This is a genomic window from Corynebacterium sp. Marseille-Q4381 (assembly GCF_036881695.1).
GTDB lineage: Bacteria > Actinomycetota > Actinomycetes > Mycobacteriales > Mycobacteriaceae > Corynebacterium.
This window is the reverse complement of sequence record NZ_JBAJNR010000007.1, coordinates 1-25,325: the sequence shown is the minus strand read 5'-3', so window position 1 is coordinate 25,325 and position 25,325 is coordinate 1. Positions and strand designations below refer to the sequence as shown.

The 25,325-nt window shown below is 64.3% G+C and carries 32 protein-coding genes, 1 tRNA gene and 1 pseudogene; 9 read left to right on the top strand and 25 right to left on the bottom strand.

Going from position 1 to position 25,325, the window contains the following annotated elements:
* Positions 1-302: 302 nt before the first annotated feature.
* The 8 genes from V6D40_RS07205 to V6D40_RS07170 are packed head-to-tail and all read right to left on the bottom strand — an operon-like array spanning position 303 to position 2,737.
* Positions 303-596, bottom strand: coding sequence for a hypothetical protein (locus V6D40_RS07205; protein WP_334289683.1), 294 nt, complete (start codon positions 594-596; stop codon positions 303-305).
* The gene (locus tag V6D40_RS07200) at positions 596-832 is read right to left on the bottom strand and encodes a hypothetical protein (RefSeq protein WP_334289682.1); all 237 of its coding nucleotides are present in this window, start codon (positions 830-832) and stop codon (positions 596-598) included. Before V6D40_RS07200 ends, V6D40_RS07205 begins: the two co-directional genes overlap by 1 nt.
* Positions 829-1,053 (bottom strand): hypothetical protein, encoded by a 225-nt coding sequence (locus V6D40_RS07195; RefSeq protein WP_334289681.1) that lies wholly within the window; start codon positions 1,051-1,053, stop codon positions 829-831. Before V6D40_RS07195 ends, V6D40_RS07200 begins: the two co-directional genes overlap by 4 nt.
* Entirely contained in the window at positions 1,046-1,294 is a 249-nt protein-coding gene (locus V6D40_RS07190; RefSeq protein ID WP_334289680.1) for a hypothetical protein, read from the bottom strand. Before V6D40_RS07190 ends, V6D40_RS07195 begins: the two co-directional genes overlap by 8 nt.
* Positions 1,287-2,153, bottom strand: coding sequence for a hypothetical protein (locus V6D40_RS07185; RefSeq protein WP_334289679.1), 867 nt, complete (start codon positions 2,151-2,153; stop codon positions 1,287-1,289). Before V6D40_RS07185 ends, V6D40_RS07190 begins: the two co-directional genes overlap by 8 nt.
* Positions 2,150-2,296, bottom strand: a complete 147-nt coding sequence (locus V6D40_RS07180) for a hypothetical protein (protein ID WP_334289678.1) — start codon at positions 2,294-2,296, stop codon at positions 2,150-2,152. Before V6D40_RS07180 ends, V6D40_RS07185 begins: the two co-directional genes overlap by 4 nt.
* Positions 2,297-2,346: 50 nt before the next feature.
* On the bottom strand, positions 2,347-2,502 hold the full coding sequence (locus V6D40_RS07175) for a hypothetical protein (RefSeq protein WP_334289677.1): 156 nt from the start codon (positions 2,500-2,502) through the stop codon (positions 2,347-2,349).
* A 4-nt stretch (positions 2,503-2,506) separates the two neighbouring features.
* Positions 2,507-2,737, bottom strand: a complete 231-nt coding sequence (locus V6D40_RS07170) for a hypothetical protein (RefSeq protein ID WP_334289676.1) — start codon at positions 2,735-2,737, stop codon at positions 2,507-2,509.
* Between the two features lie 493 nt (positions 2,738-3,230).
* Here V6D40_RS07170 and V6D40_RS07165 point away from each other — a divergent pair, with 493 nt between their 5' ends.
* Positions 3,231-4,040, top strand: a complete 810-nt coding sequence (locus V6D40_RS07165; RefSeq protein ID WP_334289675.1) for a hypothetical protein — start codon at positions 3,231-3,233, stop codon at positions 4,038-4,040.
* Between the two features lie 110 nt (positions 4,041-4,150).
* On the opposite strand, the gene V6D40_RS07160 is transcribed toward V6D40_RS07165, so the two are convergent.
* The 4 genes from V6D40_RS07160 to V6D40_RS07145 form a co-directional block, all read right to left on the bottom strand.
* Positions 4,151-4,342 carry a helix-turn-helix domain-containing protein gene (locus tag V6D40_RS07160; protein ID WP_334289674.1) on the bottom strand — a complete coding sequence of 64 codons (192 nt, stop codon included), beginning with the start codon at positions 4,340-4,342 and terminating at the stop codon, positions 4,151-4,153.
* Complete coding sequence (locus V6D40_RS07155) at positions 4,339-4,857, bottom strand: hypothetical protein (RefSeq protein WP_334289673.1); 519 nt, start codon at positions 4,855-4,857, stop codon at positions 4,339-4,341. Before V6D40_RS07155 ends, V6D40_RS07160 begins: the two co-directional genes overlap by 4 nt.
* 3 nt (positions 4,858-4,860) lie before the next feature.
* Complete coding sequence (locus V6D40_RS07150; protein ID WP_334289672.1) at positions 4,861-5,517, bottom strand: hypothetical protein; 657 nt, start codon at positions 5,515-5,517, stop codon at positions 4,861-4,863.
* Positions 5,518-5,594: 77 nt separating this feature from the next.
* Entirely contained in the window at positions 5,595-5,825 is a 231-nt protein-coding gene (locus V6D40_RS07145) for a helix-turn-helix domain-containing protein (RefSeq protein ID WP_334289671.1), read from the bottom strand.
* A gap of 162 nt (positions 5,826-5,987) precedes the next feature.
* Here V6D40_RS07145 and V6D40_RS07140 point away from each other — a divergent pair, with 162 nt between their 5' ends.
* The 5 genes from V6D40_RS07140 (at position 5,988) to V6D40_RS07120 (ending at position 10,584) form a co-directional block, all read left to right on the top strand.
* Complete coding sequence (locus tag V6D40_RS07140) at positions 5,988-6,416, top strand: hypothetical protein (RefSeq protein WP_334289670.1); 429 nt, start codon at positions 5,988-5,990, stop codon at positions 6,414-6,416.
* A complete protein-coding gene (locus V6D40_RS07135) occupies positions 6,391-6,813 on the top strand; it encodes an ImmA/IrrE family metallo-endopeptidase (protein WP_334289669.1) in 423 nt (140 codons plus the stop codon). The genes V6D40_RS07140 and V6D40_RS07135 overlap by 26 nt, the downstream gene beginning before the upstream one ends.
* Complete coding sequence (locus V6D40_RS07130; protein WP_334289668.1) at positions 6,806-8,188, top strand: NINE protein; 1,383 nt, start codon at positions 6,806-6,808, stop codon at positions 8,186-8,188. Before V6D40_RS07135 ends, V6D40_RS07130 begins: the two co-directional genes overlap by 8 nt.
* An 86-nt stretch (positions 8,189-8,274) precedes the next feature.
* Positions 8,275-9,261: a RhuM family protein gene (gene rhuM, locus V6D40_RS07125; protein WP_334289667.1), complete on the top strand. Its 987-nt coding sequence runs from the start codon at positions 8,275-8,277 to the stop codon at positions 9,259-9,261.
* Between the two features lie 102 nt (positions 9,262-9,363).
* Positions 9,364-10,584, top strand: coding sequence for a tyrosine-type recombinase/integrase (locus tag V6D40_RS07120; protein ID WP_334289666.1), 1,221 nt, complete (start codon positions 9,364-9,366; stop codon positions 10,582-10,584).
* 97 nt (positions 10,585-10,681) lie between these two features.
* Here V6D40_RS07120 and V6D40_RS07115 read toward each other — a convergent pair whose 3' ends face one another.
* The 4 genes from V6D40_RS07115 to V6D40_RS07100 form a co-directional block, all read right to left on the bottom strand.
* Positions 10,682-11,080, bottom strand: coding sequence for a hypothetical protein (locus tag V6D40_RS07115; protein ID WP_334289665.1), 399 nt, complete (start codon positions 11,078-11,080; stop codon positions 10,682-10,684).
* Positions 11,077-11,550: a Panacea domain-containing protein gene (locus V6D40_RS07110; RefSeq protein ID WP_334289664.1), complete on the bottom strand. Its 474-nt coding sequence runs from the start codon at positions 11,548-11,550 to the stop codon at positions 11,077-11,079. Before V6D40_RS07110 ends, V6D40_RS07115 begins: the two co-directional genes overlap by 4 nt.
* A 228-nt stretch (positions 11,551-11,778) precedes the next feature.
* A tRNA-Thr gene (locus V6D40_RS07105) sits at positions 11,779-11,851 on the bottom strand.
* 74 nt (positions 11,852-11,925) lie between these two features.
* The gene (locus V6D40_RS07100; RefSeq protein WP_442891901.1) at positions 11,926-13,179 is read right to left on the bottom strand and encodes a DNA polymerase III subunit delta'; all 1,254 of its coding nucleotides are present in this window, start codon (positions 13,177-13,179) and stop codon (positions 11,926-11,928) included.
* Between the two features lie 23 nt (positions 13,180-13,202).
* Between V6D40_RS07100 and V6D40_RS07095 the strand changes: the two genes are divergently transcribed.
* The gene (locus V6D40_RS07095) at positions 13,203-14,729 is read left to right on the top strand and encodes an adenylate/guanylate cyclase domain-containing protein (protein WP_334289662.1); all 1,527 of its coding nucleotides are present in this window, start codon (positions 13,203-13,205) and stop codon (positions 14,727-14,729) included.
* 3 nt (positions 14,730-14,732) lie between these two features.
* Here V6D40_RS07095 and topA read toward each other — a convergent pair whose 3' ends face one another.
* The gene (gene topA, locus V6D40_RS07090; protein ID WP_334289661.1) at positions 14,733-17,612 is read right to left on the bottom strand and encodes a type I DNA topoisomerase; all 2,880 of its coding nucleotides are present in this window, start codon (positions 17,610-17,612) and stop codon (positions 14,733-14,735) included.
* 230 nt (positions 17,613-17,842) lie between these two features.
* On the opposite strand from topA, the gene V6D40_RS07085 reads away from it, so the two are divergent.
* A complete protein-coding gene (locus tag V6D40_RS07085) occupies positions 17,843-18,481 on the top strand; it encodes a DedA family protein (RefSeq protein ID WP_334289660.1) in 639 nt (212 codons plus the stop codon).
* Positions 18,482-18,544: 63 nt separating this feature from the next.
* Here V6D40_RS07085 and V6D40_RS07080 read toward each other — a convergent pair whose 3' ends face one another.
* On the bottom strand, positions 18,545-18,748 hold the full coding sequence (locus V6D40_RS07080) for a cold-shock protein (protein ID WP_334289659.1): 204 nt from the start codon (positions 18,746-18,748) through the stop codon (positions 18,545-18,547).
* A 223-nt stretch (positions 18,749-18,971) separates the two neighbouring features.
* Between V6D40_RS07080 and V6D40_RS07075 the strand changes: the two genes are divergently transcribed.
* A complete protein-coding gene (locus V6D40_RS07075) occupies positions 18,972-21,329 on the top strand; it encodes a DEAD/DEAH box helicase (RefSeq protein ID WP_334289658.1) in 2,358 nt (785 codons plus the stop codon).
* On the opposite strand, the gene V6D40_RS07070 is transcribed toward V6D40_RS07075, so the two are convergent.
* The 7 genes and pseudogenes from V6D40_RS07070 to V6D40_RS07040 form a co-directional block, all read right to left on the bottom strand.
* Complete coding sequence (locus tag V6D40_RS07070; RefSeq protein ID WP_334289657.1) at positions 21,326-21,619, bottom strand: Rv3654c family TadE-like protein; 294 nt, start codon at positions 21,617-21,619, stop codon at positions 21,326-21,328. The two genes, V6D40_RS07075 and V6D40_RS07070, sit on opposite strands and share 4 nt — an antisense overlap.
* Positions 21,616-21,888, bottom strand: a complete 273-nt coding sequence (locus V6D40_RS07065; protein ID WP_334289656.1) for a hypothetical protein — start codon at positions 21,886-21,888, stop codon at positions 21,616-21,618. Before V6D40_RS07065 ends, V6D40_RS07070 begins: the two co-directional genes overlap by 4 nt.
* Before the next feature lie 2 nt (positions 21,889-21,890).
* Positions 21,891-22,124, bottom strand: coding sequence for a DUF4244 domain-containing protein (locus V6D40_RS07060; protein WP_334289655.1), 234 nt, complete (start codon positions 22,122-22,124; stop codon positions 21,891-21,893).
* Positions 22,125-22,156: 32 nt separating this feature from the next.
* Entirely contained in the window at positions 22,157-22,729 is a 573-nt protein-coding gene (locus tag V6D40_RS07055) for a type II secretion system F family protein (protein WP_334289654.1), read from the bottom strand.
* Positions 22,726-23,496, bottom strand: a complete 771-nt coding sequence (locus tag V6D40_RS07050; RefSeq protein WP_334289653.1) for a hypothetical protein — start codon at positions 23,494-23,496, stop codon at positions 22,726-22,728. The genes V6D40_RS07055 and V6D40_RS07050 overlap by 4 nt, the downstream gene beginning before the upstream one ends.
* Positions 23,484-24,623 (bottom strand): TadA family conjugal transfer-associated ATPase, encoded by a 1,140-nt coding sequence (locus V6D40_RS07045; protein ID WP_334289652.1) that lies wholly within the window; start codon positions 24,621-24,623, stop codon positions 23,484-23,486. Before V6D40_RS07045 ends, V6D40_RS07050 begins: the two co-directional genes overlap by 13 nt.
* Positions 24,624-25,325, bottom strand: a pseudogene (locus tag V6D40_RS07040) (septum site-determining protein Ssd); the annotation flags it as partial. It lies immediately after the preceding gene.

Here is a 25,325-nt window from a genome sequence, read left to right as displayed (position 1 = left end):
TGCGGAAGGGCTGCCCACCAGTCGTCGAGGTCTCGTTCACGCACTGTCCCCCCGCTCCTCTATCGGATCGAGGCCGACGACCTGCAGCGCTCGGTTCATGGCGGCAGTGTTTCGTTTCGGCGGGTACTTAACCTCTATGCAGCGGTGGACGTACCAGTTCGAGACCGAGGTGCCCTCGGCGAGGGCTGTCTTGACCCGGACAAGGTCCCCGGCGCGGCCGGTTTTACTCTCGACGAGTATCGGCCCGGATTGCCCTTGCACTTCCCAGGCTTCGGCGCCGCATCGTTGACACCACGCCCTCCTCATTTGTGTCGCTCCGATATTCGGTGGAGCAAGGTCTTGAACTTCGGACCGTGCTTCCAGGTAATGCCCGCTTTTCGGGCAGGTGCAATCGCTTCGTGCTTTTCGAGCCATTCGAGGGCGTAGTCCGGGACGTCGTCGAGGCCACACTCCCCCTTGGCCAGGGGCACCAGCGCGTTACGGACACCTCGTGGCATGAGTCGCATGAGGTCGTCGGCTTTGGAGCTAACGCTCTTCGGTTGTCCGTCGCTGGCGGTGAAGCGCGGTGAGCAGTCGTAGACGTGGGAGGAGTACATCACGGCTCCTTCGGTGGTGACCCGTCCGGGTTCCAGGCCCGGGGGAGGTCGGTTCGGATGATGATTTGCTCCGGGTCGACGTAGAGCGGGTGCACTTCTAACGGGACCTTCACCCGTCCGCCGAGGAATGGCCCCTCGTAGATGGCGAGGACGCCCGGATTGGTTTTGAGCTCGCACCAGCGGCCGACGTGCTCGCCGTGCTGCTCGGGCGTGAGGTCTGCGAGGTTGATGCTCATGGCCACGCTCCTAGCTCGCGGGCGGTGCCGAGGGGCATACATCCGGCCTGCGGTATCTCCCCGGTGTCCACCCACACGTGATCTGACGGGCAGCGCTGCGAACCTCGGGCTTCGGAGAAGTTGATGACGAGCGTGGCCACCGATGCCACAAAGGTGAGCAGGCACACCACAAGCGTGGCGACCGTAGCTCGTGCCAGCTCGAGTTCCCTGGCGCTAAGCATTGGCCACCGCCTTTTCCTTGAGGGCTGCGCCGCGGCGGTACTGCTTGCCGAGGTAGCGAACTTCGCCGTCCGGGTCCTCAACGATGGGTGCGATCTGGAACGGGTGGGCCGGGAACTGCGGCAGGTCGATCGAGAAGTGGCTAAGCGTGTTTGCCCAGCGTTGGGCCTCGTCCTCGCTTAGCCGGAGGACGCGGTAGTGGCGGTTCGGGTTGTGGAAGGTCACTGCGTAGAGGTCACTCATTGGTCGTTTCCTTTTCGGCTGGGTGGTTCAGAAGGGAGAGGGCGCGAGTGATGGCGCGGAGCGACTTGTCTGGGGCCTCCTCGAACTGGGCGACGGCCGTCTCGAGATGCCGGCGAAGCCCTTCCTCGGCTACCGTCTGGCCGCTCTGCGGGGGGGCACCCTCGCTCGTGGCCACCGCTTCGCGGAGCTGCTCGATCTGTGACTTGAGTTCTTGGTTCTCCTCGATGACTTGCCTCTCGCGGGTAACGATGTCCAGCATCTCGGCGTTAACCCGGCGCGCCTCTGCTTCGGCGGCGTCGCGTTCTTTGGTGAGCGTGTTGTTGTCGGCCTGGATCTCCTTGAAGTCTTGGCGCGCGGCCTCGTAATCTTTTTGGAGCCGGTCGACCTCGGCTTTGGCGACATCTCGTTGCTCGAGGGCCTTTCTGATCTCGTCGTTGTTGGCGAGAAGTGTTTTAGTGGCCATGTCGTGGTCTGCGGTCTTGCGCTTCAGCTTTTCGTCAATGGCTTGGCGGGCGCGGCGGGCTTCGGCGGCGTCGGCCTTAGCACCGGCGAGCTGATTCTTGAGCGCGACGACCTCCTTCGCCAGGCGCGTGTTCTCGGCGGCGTTGTCCTGCCTCTCGAGTTCCTTGACCTGTAGGCGGGTAGCGGCGAGTGCTGCTTCGAGGGTGGCCACGAGAGCGGACTTGGTGTCGCGTTCGTTCTGCAGCCGCTTGTTCTCGTCGAGGACGTGGGCGTGCGAAGCCCGGAGGTCTCCGACGAGCGGTAATAGTTCGCGGATGATGTCCGAGCGGGTGGCAACGGGGCGCTGCTCTTCTTTGTCGGGGAACGCTTGGCGAATGAGTTCTTGCTGGGTGGTCATAGTTCTTCCTCCGGTTGGTGGTGAAGGACCGCTGCGAGCGTGAGCAGTGCGGCAGTTTGCGTGTCGACGCGGTTCTGGAAGTGGGCGAAGACTTCTTCCACCTCGATGACGGCGTCCGCGATATCGCCAAGTCGCCGGCGCATCTCGCGCGCCCTGGCCTGGAAGGCAACATCACCTGGATTTGGTGCGGCCATCATGCTGTCCCCAGCGCCCAAAGGCCGATCAAGACAAAGGCGACGCTGGCAGTCGTGAAGCCAGCGAGCCAAGCGGTGACGACCTTGACCACGATTTGCGGCGCCGCTTTGTCGGCGTGGTTGCGGGCGTAGAGTTCGGCGTTGAATTGCGGCATGGTCTTACGCTCCCCACACGGCCCATGTGGCCACGTAAAAGAACCAGAAGGTGAAGATGGCCAGGACGGCCGCGGCGAAGTCCTTCCCCGTTGGGATGTAGAGGTCTTCCTCCGGCTGGGCGTGCCGAAGTGCCGCTGCCGCCGGCGAGATGTGGTCGAGTGGTGGGCGCCGACGGCAGGCGAGGTTGCTCTCCAGGACGCCGACGGCGGTGGCGATGGCAGTGAGGTCGCTCATGGCTACACCCACGCCAGCTGGTCGAGGATGGGCTGCGGGAGGACCGGCCAACACACGTCAAGCGCGGAGTTGATGGCCACGGTCAAGAGTGTGGGGTCGGTGAAGAGCTGTTGCATTGTTTTCTCCTGGTTGTTGAGGTTGAGGGGAGACGCAAGTACGCCTTGCCGCGTCTGAACGACGGAGTAGCGAACTTCGCGACGCGGATCCGTCCTTCGGAGGAGCAGAAATTCCTCCGCGACGTCTCCTGGTGCCCGTCCCCGGACTCGAACCGGTGCGCACCTACAGCGCGAGGGGGACATGAGTCGTGCCAGACCACCTGGCATGGACGGGCTCGAGGCGGTTACAGCTGCAGGAGCATGCGTTCCTCCTTTGACACCATCTGTGCGGTGCTAAAGTTCTGGCTGCACTTCAGGTCCATCGAGAACACTCCTTTCGTTCAGATTTCTTGTGTGCGTCCGAGGTAGTTGCGAGCACGGAAAGCGGCCTAGGTCTTATGGGGCAGAACAAACATTTCGATGTCCTCCTTGAGCGAGTTCAGCGCGCGACGGCGCACCGAGACGAGATGTGGCACATCGCGTCCGAACATCTGGAGGCCCACCCGGTGGTGAAACACATCGACCGACGCCCAGATGAGCAGATCATCATGGTCGAAAGCACACACCCCTTCCCTCCTGCCTTGTCTGTGCTGTTTGGAGAGTGGCTTTACAATCTGAGGGCCGCGCTCGACGGACTGTTCTATGAACTCGTCGTCTACGACACCGCCACCGATCCCCCACCGAACGCCGGCAGACTGTCGTACCCGATGACCACCAGCCCCGCGTCCTTCCACGAGCGGATACCCAGCGCTTTGTCCGAGCGGATGCGCGAACTCATCGAAGCCACGCAGCCCTACCACTCGACAGGTGGCCACCTCGGAAGCGCTCTGTGGTGGATCAACGAGCTTGCTCGACTCGACCGGCACCGCCGTGGACGCTCTCTGACTTGGCGCGTGATCGAACTGAAGGTCAACGGTCCGTCTCTCGCTATCGACGCCTCGCGAACGCGTATATGCGATCAATTCGCAGCGTTCATCCGGGACGATGAGCAATTGGAGCTCGCCCGAATCGCCATCAAACCCGGCTTCACGCCTCAAAGAGACGACGGTATAGACGTCAGCTGGACAATCCAGTTCGATGTCCCCGAGTGGGTTCAACGATCCGTCCCCTCCTACGGGGCGTGGTCGATGGACGACCGGATGGCCAACGCCGAATTCACGGTTCACGAGACCGTCCAGTTCTTCCGTCGCCACCTCTTCGACATCTGAGGCAACGCCCGAATTGTGCAGCCGCAGAAGCATTCGCTGACGCTCACGGCCTGCGCTTTCGGCCAAGTCGAGATACTGCATCGCTCGAACTCCCTCGTTATCAATTCCCTCTAGGCGACTTCCTCCATGCGGACAAACCGCTGGACTTCCTGCTCGGGGATGAGGATCTTCACTCCCCTGCCTGGTTTCTGGCCGCGTCGACGGCCAGACCTGATTTCGCCGCGGCGTACGAGCTTGCGGATGGTCTTCTCCGAGTAACCCGTGCGCTGCGCGAACTCACGGACGGTGATGAACGTGCTCATTTCTTCACCTCCCGGCGGCGGGCAGCGTCCCCAAGCGGGAAACTTCGGTTGGTGCGGCGCATCACTCGCGCCTTGCGAATACGCTTCACGACATGGCGAACAACGTTTTCTCTCTTTGCTTCGAAGATGACCGTGAATACCCAATCCCCTTGCGGGATTTCGCGTATGTTCGCGCTGCCTAGGTGAACGCGCAGCAATACGGTGTGCCGGTGAAGCTTTACTCCCCTGGCAATCCGGTGCTCTGGCTTAAGCCAACCGATGACATCTATTTCGATGTCCCGGATGCCGCTGAACCCGAGTGTCTGCAGCCCCTCACGGAGGATGAGTACGACGGCTTTATGGATATCTTTTCTGGTCGTCGTCGGTACGGTTATTGGGTCCTGGACCTGCAAAGTGGCGGTGCCGAGCCCCTCTACACCGAGCCCGGCGACGAATAGCTCGACCCCTGCCCCGAAGAACCGTCGTGATCGATAAAACAGGTATCCGTCGCTGCCTGCTGTTCTGATCCACGCCATCGGTCAGCGCCCTTCTTCCAGGCCAGAAGCGGTGTTATCCAGCGGGGCGACCGCACGCGAGGTAGCTTCGGCGGCATGAGTAACGTCGTTTTGCACTACGCCGGTTCGAGATTCGTTCTTGCCGATGGGCTTTCCGTCGAGGACGTCACCTTCCGCATCATCGACCGCATGAATCATGCGGCGCACTATGCGAGCCGCCTCGACCGACGCCCCTTCGGAGAAGCGCAAGCCGTCCTCCAAGACGGACTTGGCGGTCGGGTCCTCATGCAGTTCGATCCGTTCGAGGTGCTGCCGCTCGCGGACGGCGGCGAAGTACGGGTCGCGTGCTACGACGGCGTTAACCTCGCGTTGGAAACCGAGGAGCGCGGTGAAGAACCCATCGATCGCTTCGACGGCGTGCGGTAGCCAATCCTCTGGGTGCCCGGTCACGTCGTACCATCGGAACAGGTCGAGGGCTTCGCCTAAATTCTCGAAGGATCGGCGCATTTCTGCTTGTGCCCTTTGCGGTTTTGTCATGTTGGCCCTGTGGTAGCTGCGCTGCTCCGGGGACAACTCGAGGACGCGCTTGCGCTCCCCTGATGGCCGTTGACGGTCCTCCGTCAGAGCTTCACGAGACGCCATTCGCCCCTCCGCTGGTGTTGAAGTGGTATTGTTCTGCATGGTTTTCCTTTTCTGGATCCAGACCCGCTTGCTGCTATCAGGCGGGTTTTCTTATGCGGCGATGCCGTGGAGGTCTTTTACGCGGCATGGTCCGAGTTGTCGGGGAGGATCAGCATGGTGCCGTAGGGTCGGCCGGTCAGGAACTGCAGCTTCACCAGATCTCCTGCGCTTGGAGTGGATTGACCGTGATACCACTTGCGCACGGTGTGGGCCGTTCGGCCAAGTTTGTTAGCAACCTGCTCGAAGCTGGTGAGTTCGTGCTTTTCCCGGAGCTGATCAATCACGGTGGGGTCCAATCGGGTTGCCATCCGCTCTCCTTTCCGAGTGGCGCGCGCAACCTTTACGCGCTGAACTCTGTTTTACGCACCCAACTTAGATTGCGCAAGCTGAATGCGCCCCTGATTTGTTTCCGCAGTTCAAAACGTGCGTAAAAGTTGCGCAATGCGCGTAACGTCACTAATGTTGCGTACATGAAACACACCGAATGGCTGCAGAGAGTTACGCGAGGGGACAGTTATCGGAGGGTCGCTGAGGTTTCTGGGATAAACGACCGGACTCTTGCTAACCAGATGCGGGCTGGCGAACTCAAGCCTGAGCTGATCATCAGAGTGGCCGAGGCTTACGACGAGTCTCCAGTAATTGCGTTGGTTGATCTCGGCTTCATGTCGGCGCGATGGATGACAGAACCGGGCGTGCTAACCGCGCTCGCCCGGGCCACTGACGAGCAGCTCACGGACGAGCTGTTGCGTCGGCTGAAGCTGATCGAGGACGTGCCCGTTGACGAGCTGGCCAACGAACGTTCGACTAATCGGGCGACTGAGTACCCACTCTCATACGCGGCGAACGAACGCGTGCCTGAGCCGGAAGAAGGTGATGACGATTACGGACCTGGAGCTTAAACTCCTCCGCTTAGCGGAGGACCTCGACGTGCGCGTTGAAGATGACATCGGCCAGCACCTTCAACGTGGCCACCTCGGTGGATGGTTCCCAGATGAACGCCTGATCCTTATCCGAACTGGCCTCGGGCCACGTAACCGAATCCACACACTGGCCCACGAACTCGGCCACGCAGCCAGCGACGACCCCGCGGGGCACCAATCTAGATACGAGATGCGCGCGGACCTCTACGCAGCAAATCTGCTGATTAACCCGCAGGAATACGCAGAACTTGAAATGATATATGACGGCCACCCCGGCGCGATCGCCGCCGAGCTCGGGGTCACTATCCACCTATTGGAAGTCTGGCAAGCAACCCGACGAGAACAGTTTCTGTCGAAGGATTTTACGAATGCTTAGCAAACCGGTGTACCCGCTTGGACTCACAGGGAAGAATTTTTCGGTTGAAGTGAAGGGGGCACACTACCATCGCCGCTCCTTGGAAGGCATGTTCCAAATTGAACGTGGACGAGACAACAAGGAGTTTTATGTTGACGTCACGCTGGTTCCAGAACCAGATAATCCGTTTAGCACTTCTGGCAATGCGATCTCAGTTCGATGGTGGGACAACGTCGTCGGCTACATCTCATCAGACGAATGTGCGAAGTATTCGCAGCTACGGCGAGTAGCCGCAAGCGGCTACGACGCAGGCGCAACAATGCGCGTTTGGACCAACGTTGGTTGGAAGGGCGAGCGGGACTTTTGGCTAAGTCTCGCGCTACCCGATCCAGACTTGCTCCTGCCACTTAACGACCCCCCGACAGATGGCTTTGTCCTGCTCCCCGAAGGCCCGAAGACACAAGTAGCGAAAGAGTCGGAGCACACAGAATATCTTGCTGACTTTGTCCCCTTATCTGGCTTGGGCCAAGTGCTTGTTTCGCTCCATCTTTTTGAAGCTGGCAAGACCAAGAAGTGGGAAGCAGTTGAAATCCGGCTAGACGGCGAGAGAGTAGGCGAGCTGTCGAAGGTATCTTCGGAGAAGTTCGCCCCGATAGTGCGGCATTTCGATTCACAGGGGCTTACTGTCATATCGCGGGCAACGATCTCAGGCTCATCTATCGCAGCTGAAATTGTGCTCGTCGCCGCTCGAGCGCACGAGCTTGCAGAAGAACTATTGGAAACAGACGTCACCAAGCCGTTGCCGCGCCTAGTTCATTACCAAGCAGACCCTCGAGAGTATGACGCAGTGCCTCGGTATCAACCCGAAGATGACGAAGCACCATTTTCGACAAGGCAACACGGGGACGAGGCGGAGGAAGTTACGTTGCCAGAGGTGGAATCCGTTGTCAAAACCACCCACCCTGACGCGTATAACGGCGATTCTTTAGACCAAGAGGTTCGCACTGAGGACGACGATTCCGATCTGGCTTTCGAATCCAACGCCTCTGACGTTAGGCGACCGTCTTCAGCGAATAGTCCGATCACGGAATCACACGTTTTCGGTGAGCAACCGCCGATCGCATCGTATGCGGCTTCACATAATCACGATCCATACTCTCAACGCCTCTCCGCACCCGGTGCGTCCCGTCCGGTAAATAAGACCATCGCATGGTTGTGGTGGGCCCTCCTGGGATTGTTAGGTGGGCACCGCTACTACTTAGGCAACATCGGAATGGGTCTACTACAAACCTTGACCGTCGGCGGATTCGGCATCTGGTGGATCGCTGACGCCTTTTTCATCAACAAGAGGATCCGCGACATCAACCTTCACCAAGCACCCCGAATCAAATTTTAAAAAGCGCGCCCCACAGGAGCGGACAGGCTCAATGCGGGGGCAGCACAGCAGTTTTACGAGAAGATCTAAACGGGAGGATCGATGATATGACTCAGCCGGACGAGGTAGTCATCTACAACACCGATGACGGCAAGGCACAGGTACGCCTCCAGGTGGTCGATGGCGATGCTTGGTTAACACAGAAGCAGATGGCGCAGCTGTTTGACGTCACCACCTCCGCCATCTCCCACCACATCAAGGACGTCACCCTATCGCACGAGATTGGCGAGGAAGCTACATTCAAACAACTTTTGAAAGTACCTGGTCAAACCCGGTCAGTGAACCACTACAACCTCGACATGATTATCGCAGTCGGCTACCGCGTACGGGGTCCTCGCGGAAGCCAATTCCGAGCATGGGCCACCCTCGTGCTCCGCGAGTACCTCGTCAAAGGTTTTGCCCTTGATGACCAGCGTCTGAAGAATGACGGTCGCGATACCCACTTCGACGAACTGCTCGAACGCATCCGGGAAATCCGCCTATCGGAACGCCAGTTTTTCCGCAAAATCTGCGATGTCATCGCCGCCTCCAGTGACGACTACAACCCAAAAAGCACCGACGTACAACGCTTCTTCGCCTCAATACAGAACAAACTGCACTTCGCGGCGCACGGCAAAACTGCGGCCGAACTCATCCTCGAGCGAGCGGACGCCTCGAAGAAGAACATGGGGCTTACAAACTGGGACAGCATTCACGGGCCCGGAAGTAAAGACGTCATCGTCGCAAAGAACTACCTCCACGACAACGAGCTCCGCGAGATGGCGCGTTTGACCACCATGTATCTCGACTACGCCGAAGATCGAGCCGAGAAGCGACAAGGGATGCTGCTTAGCGATTGGAAAGACCTCACTGACAAGTGGCTTGTCTTCAACGAGCGCGAGGTGCTCTCCGGCGCGGGCAGCCGCAGCAAGGCGCAGGCCGACAAGCATGCCAAGGCGCAGTGGATCGCCTATAAAAAGAGGCTCGACGATGAGGTAAACGCCAAAGACATGGCGGCCCTGGAAGCCGCCGTACGCGACATCAAAAAGAACTAGATGCGCCCCGCGGGAGCCGGCTAGCTACAACCGCGGGGCGACTTATGAGGTGTCCAACCACCCGGGGGGTGGGGGTGGGTGATCAGACAAGGAGAAGAATACATGGCACACGTCCGCGACGACTGGACAAAGCCAAACCCTGACAAAACCAGCCGCAAAACCCGCGTGCGTTCCGCGCGGTGGGGCAAGGGCAACCGCTGGCGCGCTGTCTGGGAAGAGAACGGGCGCAAGGTCTCAAAGACCTTCCCCACCCAGGATGCCGCCGAAGCGTGGTGCGCGAAGGTGGCCGTCGGCCAGGAGCAGGGCACCTGGATCACCAAGGACAAGCGCGATATCACCCTCGAGGACCTCTGGGATCCGTGGATTAAGTCCAAGGAGGGCAAGGCGAAGTCAACCGTGGCGTCTTACCGCTCCGCCTGGGCCCACGTGAAACCGGTCTTCGGCAAAACACCGATCTGCGAGTTGGACGGTCCGACGATCACCACCTGGATCGACAGCCTGCAGTCGCGGCGGCCCCACCAGAAGGAAGCGAAGCCGCTCGGCTCTGGGCAGAAGCGCAAGGTCGGCATCGTGATCAACGCCCTTTGCACGCTCGCGGTGAAGCAGAAGATCATCTACGACCACCCGCTCGAATCCGGTGACCTCGTTCGGCAAGAGAAGGGGAAGCGCCGCGCGCTGCGCGTGTCCGAGGTCGACCGGCTTCTGGAAGCGGCACCGACCCCGCAGGCCAAGCTATTTGTGCGGGTGTTGCTCTTGACTCTCGTCCGCCCGGGCGAGGCCAAGGGGTTCCATGTGGAGGATCTCGACTACCGCCGGCGGAGGCTGCACGTGCAGCGCTCTGTGGACCAGCTCGGCCACGAGGGCGACACCAAGAACCACCTCTGCCGCGACGTTCCCGTCGGAGGCGAGCTCCTGCTCGACCTTGAGGACGAGTGCGTGGGCAAAGCCCCCACCGATCCTCTGCTGACCGACGAGCACGGCAACGTCTGGACCACCGCCCGCTGGCGGCGCATCTGGGCACAGATGTGCAAAGACGCCGGGCTGGAAGGCGTCGACACCTACACCCTCAAGCACACCGGCGTCTCCATGGCCATCGCCTCCGGCGCTGACGTATACGCGGTGCAACGCATGTGCGGCCACGCCGACGCCTCCACCACCCTCAACATCTACGGCCACCTCTGGGACGAGGGCCTGGACGCCGTGCCGAGCGCCATGGATGCCTACCTCGCCGCCGAGCGCGAACGCGACGCTGCCCGAGCAAAGCGACGCGAAGAACGCACCGCCCGGCGCGACGGCCTGCGCGCGGTGCCGGACGCTGGTTAGCGGCTGAGACGTCGCTTGCTGGCCAGAATTTCTTGCTCGATGCGCTGCATGACTTCGATCCCCGCCTGGCGCGGCAGCGCGCGATACCCGGGGTCTGTTAGTCCTTAGGAGTGGGGGGTCCTTCGGATCGCCCGATAACGTAACCCAGCGCGGTTGTCGCGACGATTTGGAAAATGTTTATTGTGCTGGTGAAGGACTGTTCCTCTTTGGGCCACCAGTATTGCATGATTGCCATTGCGAAGATGGCGATCAGCGCCCCCACCACCAGCCGTTGGGCGAACTTGTGGCGGGTCCAGTCCAGCTGCTCTCTCCAATTCCGCGGTTTTGGCTCACTGGCTCGCGCTTTAGTTAACGTCGCCTTTGCACCTTTAGGCGGTGTCGACCTGACAATCCGTATCTCACGATTGGGACGAATCTGACCGATCGGCTCATCTTCGGTGTCGTTCACTTCCGGGGCAGGCTTCCGTCCCGGTTTGATCTCGCCCTCTTCGCTCACAGTCCTAAAGCATCCTGGTAAGTGTCATCTTCGAAGATATCGTGTGGATCCAGCACGCCACAGTCATTCTGATACGCCTTGTCCCATGCAGAGTCTTCCGAATGGGTGAGCTTGGATAAGAACACCGCACCTTTATCCCGAGTTGCCTCCCATACTTCGTCGAGCGCTTCACGGAGATACGGGTCTTCGCTTTCGTTCACGACGAGAGTGTTCCCCGCCGCATCTCTGGCGTATTTGGTGATCGGCTTCTTCGAAAAAGTTCGAAACTCGTCGAAGACCGTGTATTCCACCGGGCCATAAGCCCATGTCTCAAACGGCGCCTCAAGAAGGTAGTCCCCCTCCGTCTTCTTGGAGTACTGGCTCGTCACGAAGTAAAGAATCTTTTGGAGCTTCATTGGCGTGATGAGCCGCTTTTCTTCAAAAGCGCGAGCGAGGATGTTATTCGCTACAACACGGGGGCTATATGCCATCGGGGGCCTCCTTCCTGGTTCCGGCTTGTACTTTACCGTTCTCTATCTAATCCAACGCCGCTTTTCGCGCCCGTGTTCCAAATCGCTACCCCTCGCCGAGTGTGCGCTCTGTGTGCGCTCTGTGTGCGCCAATAAAAGAAACAACCTGGGACAACTTGGGACAACGCGAAACGTTAGAGACAAAAAGAAAGCCCAGCTAAAACTGGTGTTTAGCTGGGGTTTTGTTAGAGCCACCTGCGAGAATCGAACTCGCGACCTTCTCATTACGAGTGAGATGCTCTACCGACTGAGCTAAGGTGGCCGGACGCTGCGCGTACCGGTTAGAAAGCTTATATCACGCGCTACGGCCTACGTAAACCAGCAGCTAGGAGGGCCCTAGCGCACGCCGCACGCTTGGCGGATGCGGCCGAGCATGCCGTTGAAGGCGATGCCCGGGTCCACGTTCTGGTGCAGGCGCTCGCGGCACTGCGAGATGGCGTCCTGGCAGGCGACGAGGCCTTCGGCGCTGACGCGGTTGCCCACCTCGCGCGATAGTCCCTCGAAGTCGGGGTGCGTCAGGGCAACGCCGGCACCAGACTGCAACACCAGCGCGTCGCGGTACACACCGGCCAGATCCACCAGCACCAGGTCGAGGGCGTCGCGCTTGCGGCGGGTGCCGCGCAACTTCTGCTGCGCCTCGAGCGCTTTCAGCTCCGCGGCGGTGCCGGACATCGCCTTCGCCGCGCCCTTGCCCTTCGCACCGACGCCGAGGGCGTTCTCCAGCCGGGCCCGCTCGAGGGCGTCGGCCTCGGCGTAGTCGTCGATAGCCTCCTTCTGGGCGGTCTTCACCAGCGAGTTGGCTGCGCGGAAGGCCTGAGAGCCGTAGAAGACGTGCTCCGCGAGCTGGATGGCGTTGGCGCGGCGGGACTGCACCGACTGGGTGGTGACCAGCTTGCGGGCGCGGCCAATGTGGCGAAGCGACGTTGCGGCGGCGAGCCTCGCGTCGTCCTCGGCCGCGCCCTCTTCCTCCACCAGCAGGCGGACCACCTCAGCTTCCGAAGGGGCGGGGATGTAGAGGTGACGGCAGCGCGAGCGCAGGGTCTGGGAAATGTCCTCCGGGTCAGTGGACGGGGCGCACAGGATGATGATTGTCTGCTCCGGCGGCTCCTCCACGGTTTTCAAGAGGGTGTCCGCCGCGTCCTGGCGGAGGCGGTCGGCATTTTCGATGATGACAATGCGGTAGCGCGCAACCGTCGGCAAGCGGGCTGCTTTGGCCACAATCTCGTCGCGCACATATTTGACTCGGATGACCAGCTCCTGCGGCACGACGTGGACGACGTCGGTGTGGGTCCCGCCGAGCGCGTCGCGGCACGCCTTGCACTTGCCGCAGCCGATCACGTCAGGGTCAGTGCACACCAGCGCCGCAGCGAACGCCAGCGCCGCGTTCGAGCGCCCCGATCCCGGCGGTCCGGTGAAGAGCCAAGAGTGCGCGAGCGCGCGCGGATCAGCCCCAGAAACACCTCGTGCCGCGGCAGCCGCGGCCAGGATGGTGTCTCGCACCTTGGGCGCGTCGCCGAGGATCTCAGCAACACTGCGGGGGCTTCGGTTCGTCACATTTGCAAAGACTACTCGGTCGGAACAACACCCCATGTTCGACGCTAAGGTGATAAGTCATGGAACGACTCTTGCGCCGGCTCAAGTGGCTCTTGCGCACGTCGTGGCCGTTGTACGCCGCGAGTGTGCTGGGCACGAACGTCGTCGGCGCACTCGGAGTGATGTTCTTCGTCCGCTTCCTCGTGCCCATGGAGGAGGCGGAGGAACTCACCCTGGACCACATGGGCATCGGCGTGATCGGTGTGATCTACGCGCTGTTCGCCGTTGTGGTGGGCCTTGTGGCGACGCTTCTGATGTTCCGCCCCGTGTTCGAGTGGCAGCAAAACCCTGACAAGCACGACCCGAACATGGTGCGCAACCTCGTGCTCCGGCTGCCGGTCCTGCAGACCATGATCGTGGTGGCGGTGTGGCTGATCGGCATCGCCATCATCACGATCGCCGCGCTGCAGATCTCGTGGCAGCTGGCGCTGGTCATCTTCGTCGCCACACTTTTGACCTGCTTCGTCATGGCGGTGCTGACGTATCTGCAGGCCGAGCGCCTCGTCCGCCCCGTCGCCGCCGAAGCGCTAGCCCGCCGCTTCGAGGACTCCACGCTCGAGCCGCCGATCAAGCAGCGCCTGTACATGACGTGGATCACCACCTCCGCCGTACCGCTGGTGGGTATCCTGCTGCTGTTCGCCGCGCAGTCGCGGGGCTTTTTCACCCACACCGCGGGCGAGCTCGTGCCCGCGGTCTTCGCCCTGACCATCATGGCGCTGGTCACCGGCTCCATCGGCACAGCGTTCGGCGTCATGAGCGTGGTCGACCCCATCACGGAGCTCCAAGACGCCATCAACCGCGTGCGCCGCGGGGAGCAGGACACGCAGGTGGATATTTACGACGGCTCCGAGATCGGCGTCCTGCAGGCCGGGTTCAACGAAATGATGCGCGGCCTCAACGAACGCCAGCGCGTCCGCGACATTTTCGGCCGCTACGTGGGCACGGAGGTCGCCCAGAAGGCGCTGGAGGAGAAGCCGGAGCTCGGCGGGGAGGACCGCAAGGTCGCCGTCTTGTTCATCGACGTCATCGGCTCGACCACGTTCGCCGTCGAGCACACCCCGGAAGAGGTGGTTGCAGAGCTCAACAACTTCTTCGAGGTGGTGGTCGACGTGGTGCACCGCAACAAGGGCGTCATCAACAAGTTCCAGGGGGATGCAGCGCTGGCAGTCTTCGGTGCGCCAGTTTCGCTTCACGACGCAGCGTCGCACGCCCTCCAAGCATCCCGAGAATTGAGCGATGAGCTGGACGGGCTTGACCTCCAAGCCGGAATCGGCGCCGCGGCGGGACATGTCGTCGCAGGCCACATTGGCGGCCACGACCGTTTCGAGTACACCGTCATCGGCGACGCGGTAAACACGGCCGCGCGCCTGACAGAGCTGGCCAAGGACACCCCGGGCAAGGTCCTGACCAACGCCGCGACCCTGCGCGCCGCCAACGAGGTTGAGCAGCAGCGCTGGACGCTCATGAAGTCGGTGGAGCTGCGCGGACGCAACAAGATGACGCAGCTGGCCCGCCCGGTGCGCTCCACGATGGCGGACCGGGCTTAAGCGCTACTTCTTGCGCGCCTTAACCACCCGCTTGGTGGTCTTCTTCGGCCGCGTCGTCTTCTTCGCCGCCTTCTTCTTCGTGGCTTTCTTGCCGCCGTCTTCGGCCTCGCGAGCGCGGCGTGCGGACAGCAGCTCGTTAGCCCGCTGGTCGGTCATGGTCTCCGGTGTGTCGCCGCGCTGCAGCGAGGCGTTGGTTTCACCGTCGGTGACGTACGGGCCGAAGCGGCCGTCCTTGATGGTCATCGGCTTACCGGTCACGTCGTTGTCGCCAAGCATCTTCAGCGGCGGCTTCGCGGCGGCGCGGCCGCGGCGCTTCGGCTCCGCGTAGATGCGGCGCGCCTCGTCCAGGCTGATGGTGAAGATCTGGTCCTCCGACGCCAGGGAGCGGGAATCGCTGCCCTTCTTCAGGTACGGGCCGTAGCGGCCGTTCTGGGCTGTGATCACTTCGCCGTCAGCCGGGTCGACGCCCACCTCGCGCGGGAGACTCAGAAGTTGCAGCGCCTCCTCCAGGGTTACGCTCGCCGGCTCCATGGACTGGAACAGGGACGCGGTGGCGGGCTTGAGCTGCTCGGTGACCAGCTCCTCGATGCGCTTTTCTTTCTGCGCGGTCGCGGTCTTGGTCTCCCAGTTCTTCGCCCGCTTGCCTTCCTCGGCGCGCTGCTTGTCTTCCGCGGCGCGCTCCTCGGCGACGATCTCCTCGGCGCGGGCTTCGGCGTGGGAGCGCTCGTCGTCACGCACCAGCTCCGTGACGTACGGGCCGTAACGGCCCTCCTTCGCCACCACCATGCGGCCGTTGGCGGGGTTGGCCCCCAGCTCGCGGCCGGACTGGGGCGTGGCGAAGAGGCGCTCCGCCATCTCGAGCGTGATCTCGTCTGGGGTGGCGGATTCCGGCAGGTTGGCGCGCTGGTACTCCGGTTCGCCGTCTGCTGTCGTGCCGATCTGGCGCTCGATGTACGGGCCGTAGCGGCCGACGCGCACCACCACGGGACGGTCTTGGTCGTCGTTGAACAGGCGCAGCGAGTTGGCCTCGCGGGCGTCGATGTGCTCGAGGTTGTCCTCGATCATGTGCTTGAGCCCGCCGCGGCGCGCGATCGCCTCGGCCATCGACTCTCGCGCGTCGGCGTCGCCGTAGTAGAAGCCGTTGAGCCAGCGGGTGCGGTCGCCGTTGCCGTGGGCGATCTCGTCCAGGTTGTCCTCCATGGAGGAGGTGAAGTCGTAGTCCACCAGCGCGTCAAAGTTGTTCTCCATCAGCCCCACCACGGAAAACGCGACCCAGGTGGGCACAAGCGCGTTGCCGCGCGCGACCACGTACCCGCGGTCCTGGATGGTGTTGATGATGCTGGCGTAGGTCGACGGGCGGCCGATGCCCAGATCCTCCATCTTCTTCACCAGGCTGGCCTCGGTGTAGCGCGCCGGCGGGTTGGTGGAGTGCTGGTCTGCGGTGATCTTCTCGGTGTCCAGTGCGTCGCCCTCGGCGACCTGCGGCAGGTGCGTTTCCTTGTCTTGATCGGAGTACGCGCGCAGCCAGCCCGGGAAGGTAATGGTGCGACCGGTCGCCGCGAACTGGGCGAGCTGGCCGGTGGACGCGGTCGCCTCAGCCGTGACCTTGGTGGAATTGCCGCGCGCGTCCTCCATCTGGGAGGCAACGGTGCGCTGCCAGATCAGCTCGTAGAGCTTGAACTCTTCGGCGTCCAAGGAACCGGCGAGCTGGCCCGGGGTGGCGAAGCGCTCACCGGCTGGGCGGATCGCCTCGTGAGCCTCCTGTGAGTTCTTCACCTTGCGGTCGTACACGCGGGGGGATGTGGTGACGTAGTTCGCGCCGTAGAGCTCGCTCGCGGCGGCGCGGGCGGCATCCAAGCCCTGCTTGGACAAGGACGTGGAGTCCGTACGCATGTAGGTGATGTGGCCGTTTTCGTACAGGCGCTGCGCGATGCGCATCGTGCGGGCGGAGGTGAAGTGCAGCTTGCGGCCGGCCTCCTGCTGCAGCGTCGACGTCATGAACGGTGCGTAGGGTTTGCGCGAGTACGGCTTCTCCTCCACGCCGGCAACCCGCATCGCGGCGCCCTCGAGCCCGGCGGCGAGCGCCTCGGCCGCGGCCTTGTCCACCACGGTGACGTCTGCGGTTTTCACCTGCCCGCGGTCGTCGAAGTCGCGGCCTTGGGCGACCCTCGTGCCGTCGATAGCCGTCAGCTTCGCGTCGAAGGACACGCGCTCAGTCCCGGACTGAGGTTGAAGCGTCGCCGTCAGGTCCCAGTACTCGGCTTCGACAAACGCCATGCGCTCGCGTTCGCGCTCCACAATCACGCGGGTGGCCACCGACTGCACGCGGCCGGCGGACAGGCGCGGCATGACCTTCTTCCACAACACCGGGGAGACCTCGTAGCCGTAGAGGCGGTCCAAAATGCGGCGCGTCTCCTGCGCGTCAACCAGGTCCATGTCCACCTCGCGGGTGTTCTCCGCGGCCTCGCGGATGGCGGACTCGGTGATCTCGTTGAACACCATGCGCTCAACCGGCACCTTCGGCTTCAGCGTCTCCAAAAGGTGCCAGGCGATCGCCTCGCCTTCGCGGTCTGGGTCTGTGGCGAGCAGCAGCTTGTCAGACTCTTTCAGCTTCGCCTTGAGGTCCGCAACTTTCTTCTTCTTGTCCTGGCTGACCACGTAAATCGGGCTGAACCCGTCCTCCGGGTTCACACCAAGCTTCGCCCACGGCTCGTTTTTGTACTTCGCCGGAATGTCGGCGGCGCGACCGGGCAAATCGCGGATATGGCCCACAGACGCCTCGACGATGTAGTTGTCGCCCAGGTACTTCTGGATCTTCTTCGCTTTCGTCGCAGACTCCACGATGACCAGAGTCTTGCCGTCGGCCTTACCGCTTGCTGACAATGCCGAGCCACCTCACTTCGCGTTCGCAGGGATGTCCCTCGCACCATATACTGCGCCGTTTTCAGCGCGCCTTATATATAGGTGCGAAAACTTCCTCATTTGTAGCAGACTCCCCCAACACACCACCCAACACAGCACCCCACCCGTTCCCCCGCACGGCTAGACTCGCATCGATATCGCACAACGAGCAGACCACGTAAGCGGACCGGGAGGAAAGGAGCACGCAATCGATGCTTGGCCCCATGATCGATTCCTTCATCGCTTTCCTCCACACTTTGATGGCCACCCCCGCCTTCTACCCGCTGCTCGCGCTGTTGGTGGTCGGCGACGCGATTTGCCCCCTGCTGCCGAGCGAAACCATTCTGAACCTCGCCGGCGCGTTTTCCGCATCCCAGGGGGTGCCGAATGTGTGGGGCACGATCCTCGCGGCAATCATCGGCGGGGTGATCGGCGATAACTTGTGTTTCGCCCTCGGCAGCAAGCTGATCGGCGTGGTCGAGCGCCTCGACCCCGAGTCCAAGGCGGGCCAGGCGATTCAGTGGGTGCGCAGAAACATGAAGCGCGGCGCGGGCATCACGATCTTGGTCGGGCGCTTCCTGCCGTGGGCCCGCTGGGTGGCCACGATCGTGCTTGCCTCGGTGGGCTATAACTGGTTCGCGTTTTTCATTTACGACACCGTCGGCGTGATCCTCTGGGCGTTTTTGGGCGTGGGGCTGGGCTACCTCGGCGGCTCGCTGTTGTCGGACTTCCCGCTTTTGGCGATGGTGGTCGGCGTCCTGCTGGGGTCGCTGGTGGGCTTGCTCATCCAGCGCGCCCAGGCGAAGTTCTTCGAGTGGAGGGATGTCAGCCGCGGCGTGTCCGCGATTTGAAAAATCCCGCCGGCGCGCGGCCAGCGGGATCAAACAAAGCTCGTTGAGAGCAGAGCGCAAAAACTAGATGATGTGCACCTGCTGCGCCTGCGGGCCCTTGGAGCCCTCGCCGACCTCGAACTCGACCTGCTGGTTCTCCTCCAGGGTGCGGAAGCCGGAGCCCTGGATCTCGGAGTAGTGCACGAACAGGTCGGCGGAGCCGTCCTCCGGTGCGATGAAGCCGTAGCCCTTTTCGGCGTTGAACCACTTAACGGTGCCAGTTGCCATGGTGTAAATGAAACCTTTCAAAGATGTTGCGTTGTAGATATGGAAGGCCGTCCACCAGGGCTTTTCGCCGGTAGTTCGGGGAAAGTCCTGGCGCCCGCGTGCACAATCCTCGCGAGCGCCTTGTAGCAGGGCGCACACAAAACCTGTGACCTACCCATAGTGTGCCACGAAACGCGCTGCCCGGCACGCCGTTAACCTCAGGTATGACCTACCCTTTGTGTCCATGGTTGATTTCGGTGAAGAGCTGATCGGGTCGCTTACGCGCCGCCTGCCCAGCTCCACCGTCACGCACGTAGCCAAGGTCCCCTCGTCTCCGGCGCGCTACGCGGCGTGGCCCGCGTGGATTGAGCCCAGCTTGAAGCAGCTGCTTGTCGACGCCCACCTCACCTCCCCTTACCTCCACCAAGCACACACCGCAGAACTTGCCTGGGCGGGCCGCGACGTCATCGTCGCCACCGGCACCTCCTCAGGCAAGTCGCTCGGCTACCAGCTGCCGGTGCTGTCTGCGCTCGCCGCGGACCCAAAGGCGTGCGCCATGTACATCACGCCGACGAAGGCGCTTGGCTCAGACCAGCTGCACGCGGTCTCCTGGATGATCCGGGAGGCTGACGGGCTCGTTACCGCCGGCATCAACGCCGCGCCGTACGACGGCGACACCCCCGCCGAGGCCCGCGCCGGCATTCGGGAGCACACCCGGTTCGTGTTCACGAACCCGGACATGCTCCACGCCGGCATCCTCGCGGGACACCAGCGCTGGGCGCGCCTTCTGCGCCACCTGAAGTACGTGGTGGTGGACGAGTGCCACACGTACCGCGGCGTCTTCGGCGCCAACGTGTCGCTGGTGCTGCGCAGGCTTACCCGCATCGCCGAGGCCTACGGCGCGCACCCCACCTTCATCTTCGCCTCTGCGACAGCGGCGGACCCGGCGGGCCAGGCCTCGCGCCTGTGCGGCCGCGAGGTCACCGCGGTCACGGACGACGGCGCGCCGACCGGCGAGCGCACCATCGCGCTGTGGGAACCCGGCTTCATCGAGGGCGCTGAGGGAGAAAACGGCGCCCCCGTGCGCTACGCGGCCACGACCGAGGCCGGCGCGATCATGGCGCAGCTCATCGCAGACGGCGCGCGCACGCTCACCTTCGTGCGCTCCCGGCGCGCCGCTGAGATCGTGGCGATGCGCGCGCAGGAGGAGCTCATCCTGCTGGGCAAGCCGGATTTCGCCAGCCGCGTCGCCTCCTACCGGGCTGGCTACCTGGCCGAGGACCGCCGCAAGCTCGAGCGCGCCTTGGACAACGGGGATCTTCTGGGGCTGGCCTCCACGAACGCGCTGGAACTCGGCATCGACGTCGGCGGCCTCGACGCTGTGGTGATGGCGGGGTTTCCTGGCACGGTGGCGTCGTTTCGCCAGCAGGTGGGCCGCGCAGGCCGGCGCGGCCAGCACGCGGTGGCGGTCATGGTTGCCCGCGACGAGCCGATGGACACTTACCTGGTCCACCACCCGGAGGCGCTGCTCGACCGGCCGGTGGAGAACAGTGTGTTCAACCCGTCGAACCCCTACCTTCTGCGCGGGCACATCTACTGCGCGGCCGTGGAGCGCCCGCTGACCGACACCGACGTCGCCGCCTTCGGTGCTGAAGCAGTCGTCGGGGAGCTGGTGAGGCAGTGCTATTTACGACGCCGCGGGCAACGCCTCTTCGCCGTGCCCCAGCTCGAAGGCGACATCGCTCCCGAGACCGCCCACGCGCACGTCTCGCTGCGCGGCGGCTCCGGCAACGAAGTGGCGATCGTGGACATGAGCGACGGCCGGCTGCTGGGCACCGTCGACGCCGTGCGGGCAATGAGCCAGGTGCACGACGGCGCGGTGTACATCCACCAGGGGGAACACTTCGTGGTGGACACCCTCGACTTGGACGACCACGTCGCCCTCGTCGCGCCGGAAACACCCGATTACTCGACCCAGGCCCGCTCGACCACCGACATCACGATCCTTGGCTCGCCGTCCGCGATTGTGAACCCGTCGCCGGGGTTGTGGGTGGCCAACGTAGACGTGGAGGTGATCGACCGGGTGACGGGGTACGTCGTGCGGCTTAGCGACGGCACCGTGTCCGACCACATCCCCCTCGACCTGCCCGAGCAGCGCCTGATCACCCGCGCGGTGGCCTACACCATCGACCCGCTCGCGCTTGACGCGATGGGGATCAGCGCGGGCGAGGTCCCCGGCGCACTGCACGCCGCAGAGCACGCCGCAATCGGACTGTTGCCGCTTTTGGCCACCTGCGACCGGTGGGACATCGGCGGCGTGTCCACCGCGCTGCACCCCGACACGATGCTGCCCACCGTGTTCGTCTACGACGGCCACCCGGGCGGCGCGGGGTTTGCCGACGAGGGCTTTCACCGCTTCCGCGAGTGGATCACCGCCACGTACGAGGCAGTCCGCTCCTGCGGCTGCGAGGACGGCTGCCCGTCGTGCGTGCAGTCACCCAAGTGCGGCAACGGCAACCAGCCGCTGGACAAGCACGCCGCGCTGAAACTGCTGGGCGCGCTGGTGGCGATGACCGCGGGCGACGCGTCCGCTGAGGCCTAGGCCGGGCCGGCTCGCGCTTGGCCGCTTCCGGTGCGTGCGGAGGTGGAGGTGGTGAGGTGGCCGTCGGCAAGCGTGCAGCTCTGAAGCACCGCCGAGTTGAGCTCGGCTGTGCGCCGCGCCACCTCGCAGGGCTCGAAGCCTGCGTAGTAGGCCTGCGCACCGGCAACCGCGGCGAGCTCCGCGGCAACCTGCGCGCGGTGGGAATCGGCGACGTGCGCACCGATGCCCGCGACGCTGACCGCGAGCGCGGTGACGGCGCTGACGATGCCTGCGGCGGTTACCGCGCTCATTGGTACTCCACCGGAAACACCGCCTGGGCGCGCATGGTGCCGATTGCCGCGGGCACGCGCGCAGTGGCGGTGACGAGGCCGTGGCCCTCGCTCACCTCTACCGTGCCCCGGGGCGGCGCGTACGCGACGCCGATGGCGCTGGCGCGCGCGGCCGCCCCGGCGGTGTCGACGGCGGAGATGTAGGCCGCGATCGTCGCGATTCCGGCCACGATCGCCGCTGCCACCGTGACCAGCACGGTGAGCGAAAGCGCGGTTTCTACCGTAGTCATGTCTAGTTCGGGCGGTCGCTGAGCGCGTCGGTGATGACACCCTCGATTGCCGAGGTCACGCCGTTGCCGTTAACCACCAGATACAGCACGCCGGCAAGCGCCGCGGCCGCCAACGACCCGAAGGCGTATTCGATGGTGCTCATCCCGCGGTCGTTGCCGAGTTTGGCAAGGGTGTTCTGTGCCCAGCCGACGGCAGCGTTGTAGGAGGCGATGGTTGCTAGCTGGATGCGGTTCATGGTTGTTCTCGCTTTCGTTTTTCAAGGTTTGGCTATCGGAGGACGGTTGATCCCAGGCTGATCACCACCGGCGCAAGGCCGAGGGCGAAAAACGCCGGGAGGAAAAAGGCGGTCAGCGGGATAGCGATCAGCACACCCGCGCGTTCCGCCTTCGCGGTTGCGTGGTCGGCTCCCTCGCTGCGGAGGCGCTCCGCGATGCGGTAGCAGCCCGCAGCGAGCGCAGAGCCGGACGAGTTGGACATGGTGACAAGGTTGGCCAGGTCCGCCCCGCCGTCGACGGCGCGGAGTTCGGACCAGGCGCGCTCGGGGTCGGCCCCGAGCGCCAGAAGCGCGGCGGTGGTGTGCCAGGCAGTGCCGGAGCCGGCACTGAGGCCGGCGTACGTGTCCGCAACCGCGGCCGCCGCCTGCGCGGGCGATAGCCCGGCGGTGGAGCAGGCCGCGAACAGCGCGATGTCGCTGGCGCACCGGTTCGGATCCGCCCCCGCGGGTCCGTCGCGGGGGCGGTGCGTTGGATCCGGCGCGCCAAGGCTGAGGCGGCCGCGGGGCCTGGGGCGGGTCGTCGCGAGCGCGCCGGCGATGCAGCACAAGGCGAGCGGGGAGATCATGCGGCCGCCCTCCTGATGATCTCGCCGGAGGTCACCACACCTGCGCTCACGAGCGCGGTGCCAGCGACCAAAAGCACCGAACCGATGCCGGGAGAGGTGAGCAGCGCGACCGGCTGCGCCCCCATCGCCGCGCCCATCCCGATGCCAGCCAGCGGCAAGAGCGAGAGCACAACCGCGGTGGTTTTCGGCCCTGAAAGCGCGGCAGTCGTCGCAGCGCGGTGGCGCAGTTGGTGGTCGATCTCGTCGCGGGCGGTGGCTAAAAGCCCGGCAACTGGCACGCCCCGGGTGGTGGATAGCGCCCACAGCGCGGTGACGCGCTGAAGTTCCGGGGTGGCGACCTCCGGCGGGGCGTCGCCCCGCTGAGCGGCTGCTGCGAAGACGAGGCAATCGCGGCGCAGCGTCGCCGGAGCGGATTCGGGCAGCCGCTCGGTGGCGCGCGCTGCGGCACCCGCGAGCGTTGCTCCCGCGCTGACGCCCTCCGCCAGGTGGCCAATGAACTCGGCGGCCGCCGCCGCGCGGGCCCGGTCGGCGCGCGCGGCACGCCGGGCAGCAACCGTGTGGACGGCGCAAGCGCCGGCGCACGCCGCGGCAACGACCACCCCGGCGCGACCAGTGGCGAAAGCGGTAAGCGCCACCGCGCCGACAGCGACGGGAATCCAGGCGGGATTGAAAGAAGCGGTCTCGCCGCTGCGGGCTTCGATGCGGCCGAGCGGTCGCGGCGGACCGGTAAGGCAGGCCACGGCCAGTGCCACGATCACCGCGCGCATGCGAGCTCCTCGTACCCCTCGGCGGGCCCGGTGCCGGCGTCCCACACGCAGCGCGCGGTCACAGGCAAGCCGTCGAGCACGCCAATCTGCTGGACGAGGCGAGTGCCGTCCGGTCGGCGTTTGACCACCACCACGGCGTCCACTGCGGCGGCGAGCTGGGCGTGCAGGCCCGCGCGGTCGAGCCCGCCAAGGGCGGCGAGCGCCTCCAACCGCGCAGGCACCTCACCAAGCGAGTTCGCGTGGAGCGTGCCCGCGCCGCCCTCGTGGCCGGTGTTGAGCGCCGCGAGCAGGTCGATGACCTCGGCGCCGCGGATCTCACCGACGACAATGCGGTCGGGGCGCATGCGCAGCGCTTGACGCACCAAGTCTGCGACGGTGATCTCACCGGCGCCTTCGGTGTTCGCGCCGCGGGTGGCCAGGTTCACCACGTGCGGGTGGGCTGGGGTCAGCTCGAGGGTGTCTTCGATGGCGATGATGCGCTCGGACGCGTCGACCTCGGCGAGCATGGCTGAAAGCAGCGTGGTCTTGCCGCTGCCGGTGCCGCCGACAACCAGAAACGTCTTGCGCTTGCGGACGAGCCCGCGCAACAGCTCGGCACGCTCCGCATCGACGGAACCGCGCTCGACCAGCGACGCAAGGCTCGCCGTGGCTGTGCGCAGCACGCGAAGCGAAATACACGTGCCCGGCTGGGAGGTCGGTGCCAGCACGGCGTGGAAGCGCAAAAGGGTGCCGTCTGGTCGGGTGATGTGGCCGTCGCAGTACGGGTGGGTGTCGTCAAGCCTGCGCCCGCACCGCATCGCCAAACGGGTGGCTAAGCGGCGCACGTCGTCGTCGGTGTCGAAGAGGCGCTGCGGCGCGCGCTGGAGGCCGCGGCCAGCGTCGATGAAAACCTCGTCCGCGCCGTTGACGCAGATGTCGGTGACGTCGCCGCCAGCGAGCAGCGGCTCGAGCGGTCCCGCGCCGGTGGTGTCCTCGCGCAGGCGGCGCAGCAGGTCGAGCACGTCGACGTCGCTGATCACCACAGCTTCTTCCCGGATGAGGTGGGCGAGGCGTTCGGGGGTGGGGTTGGGCGGCTCGTCCGCAAGCCGGCGCTGCACGCGCTCGAGCACATCGTGGTTCGCGGCCATCTACGCTGCCCTCTTTTCCCGGGCCGCGGCGGGCAGCACCTCAGCAAGGCAACGCTCGGCGGCTGCAGCCAGCGGGCGCGGGAGCCGCTGCGGCAGCCCGCCGCGCTCGATGGTTTTAGCCAGCCCTGCGGATGTGGGCAGCTGCGCGATGATCCGCGACCCGGCAACGCGCTCGACCTCGGCGTCCGTCAGCGACTCCCACCCCGCGCGACGCAGCACCAGCGTGTGCGGCACACCGCGGGCATCGAGCTCGGCCGCGATCCTTGCCGCGGCGGCAGCCGGTCGAAGCTGGCCGGGCACGACGATGACAGCGGCGTCGCAGCGCTGCGGGATAGCCTCCACCGGCACATCCAGCACTGTCACACCCCCCGTGGCGAGCGCGCCGACCACGGTCTCAACGTCGGACGGAGTGATCGCGGCGCCGTCGGCGACGGTCGCGCGAGTCGAGGTCAGCACCGCTACATCGCCGCTGGTGGCGGGCAGCGCCCGGCGGATGTCCCCGCGCGCGATCGTGCCCTCCCCCAGCGCAATCTCGCCCCACCGCGCGCCGGGCCGCTCCTCGATCCCGAGCAGCAGGTCGGCACCTCCCGAGCGCAGGTGCCCGTCGATCAGCGTCGGCGCGTGAGCGTGGGCTTTCATGCTTATCGACGCCGCCAACACCGATACCCCCACCCCACCACACGCACCCACCACCGCCAGCAC

Coding starts and splice junctions, on each gene's coding strand:
- V6D40_RS07135 (WP_334289669.1), top strand. CDS start 6,391: ATGACGATTACGGACCTGGAGCTTAAACTCCTCCGCTTAGCGGAGGAC.
- V6D40_RS07120 (WP_334289666.1), top strand. CDS start 9,364: ATGGCACACGTCCGCGACGACTGGACAAAGCCAAACCCTGACAAAACC.
- V6D40_RS07065 (WP_334289656.1), bottom strand. CDS start 21,888: ATGACTACGGTAGAAACCGCGCTTTCGCTCACCGTGCTGGTCACGGTG.
- V6D40_RS07170 (WP_334289676.1), bottom strand. CDS start 2,737: ATGAGCGACCTCACTGCCATCGCCACCGCCGTCGGCGTCCTGGAGAGC.
- V6D40_RS07060 (WP_334289655.1), bottom strand. CDS start 22,124: ATGAACCGCATCCAGCTAGCAACCATCGCCTCCTACAACGCTGCCGTC.
- V6D40_RS07180 (WP_334289678.1), bottom strand. CDS start 2,296: ATGCGCCGGCGACTTGGCGATATCGCGGACGCCGTCATCGAGGTGGAA.
- V6D40_RS07080 (WP_334289659.1), bottom strand. CDS start 18,748: ATGGCAACTGGCACCGTTAAGTGGTTCAACGCCGAAAAGGGCTACGGC.
- V6D40_RS07175 (WP_334289677.1), bottom strand. CDS start 2,502: ATGCCGCAATTCAACGCCGAACTCTACGCCCGCAACCACGCCGACAAA.
- V6D40_RS07140 (WP_334289670.1), top strand. CDS start 5,988: ATGAAACACACCGAATGGCTGCAGAGAGTTACGCGAGGGGACAGTTAT.
- V6D40_RS07185 (WP_334289679.1), bottom strand. CDS start 2,153: ATGACCACCCAGCAAGAACTCATTCGCCAAGCGTTCCCCGACAAAGAA.
- V6D40_RS07095 (WP_334289662.1), top strand. CDS start 13,203: ATGGAACGACTCTTGCGCCGGCTCAAGTGGCTCTTGCGCACGTCGTGG.
- V6D40_RS07200 (WP_334289682.1), bottom strand. CDS start 832: ATGAGCATCAACCTCGCAGACCTCACGCCCGAGCAGCACGGCGAGCAC.
- V6D40_RS07155 (WP_334289673.1), bottom strand. CDS start 4,857: ATGGCGTGGATCAGAACAGCAGGCAGCGACGGATACCTGTTTTATCGA.
- V6D40_RS07150 (WP_334289672.1), bottom strand. CDS start 5,517: ATGCAGAACAATACCACTTCAACACCAGCGGAGGGGCGAATGGCGTCT.
- V6D40_RS07190 (WP_334289680.1), bottom strand. CDS start 1,294: ATGAGTGACCTCTACGCAGTGACCTTCCACAACCCGAACCGCCACTAC.
- V6D40_RS07165 (WP_334289675.1), top strand. CDS start 3,231: ATGGGGCAGAACAAACATTTCGATGTCCTCCTTGAGCGAGTTCAGCGC.
- rhuM (WP_334289667.1), top strand. CDS start 8,275: ATGACTCAGCCGGACGAGGTAGTCATCTACAACACCGATGACGGCAAG.
- V6D40_RS07045 (WP_334289652.1), bottom strand. CDS start 24,623: ATGGCCGCGAACCACGATGTGCTCGAGCGCGTGCAGCGCCGGCTTGCG.
- V6D40_RS07055 (WP_334289654.1), bottom strand. CDS start 22,729: ATGATCTCCCCGCTCGCCTTGTGCTGCATCGCCGGCGCGCTCGCGACG.
- V6D40_RS07160 (WP_334289674.1), bottom strand. CDS start 4,342: ATGAGCACGTTCATCACCGTCCGTGAGTTCGCGCAGCGCACGGGTTAC.
- V6D40_RS07100 (WP_442891901.1), bottom strand. CDS start 13,179: ATGGGGTGTTGTTCCGACCGAGTAGTCTTTGCAAATGTGACGAACCGA.
- V6D40_RS07205 (WP_334289683.1), bottom strand. CDS start 596: ATGTACTCCTCCCACGTCTACGACTGCTCACCGCGCTTCACCGCCAGC.
- V6D40_RS07130 (WP_334289668.1), top strand. CDS start 6,806: ATGCTTAGCAAACCGGTGTACCCGCTTGGACTCACAGGGAAGAATTTT.
- V6D40_RS07145 (WP_334289671.1), bottom strand. CDS start 5,825: ATGGCAACCCGATTGGACCCCACCGTGATTGATCAGCTCCGGGAAAAG.
- V6D40_RS07050 (WP_334289653.1), bottom strand. CDS start 23,496: ATGCGCGCGGTGATCGTGGCACTGGCCGTGGCCTGCCTTACCGGTCCG.
- V6D40_RS07110 (WP_334289664.1), bottom strand. CDS start 11,550: ATGGCATATAGCCCCCGTGTTGTAGCGAATAACATCCTCGCTCGCGCT.
- V6D40_RS07085 (WP_334289660.1), top strand. CDS start 17,843: ATGCTTGGCCCCATGATCGATTCCTTCATCGCTTTCCTCCACACTTTG.
- V6D40_RS07075 (WP_334289658.1), top strand. CDS start 18,972: ATGGTTGATTTCGGTGAAGAGCTGATCGGGTCGCTTACGCGCCGCCTG.
- V6D40_RS07195 (WP_334289681.1), bottom strand. CDS start 1,053: ATGCTTAGCGCCAGGGAACTCGAGCTGGCACGAGCTACGGTCGCCACG.
- V6D40_RS07070 (WP_334289657.1), bottom strand. CDS start 21,619: ATGAGCGCGGTAACCGCCGCAGGCATCGTCAGCGCCGTCACCGCGCTC.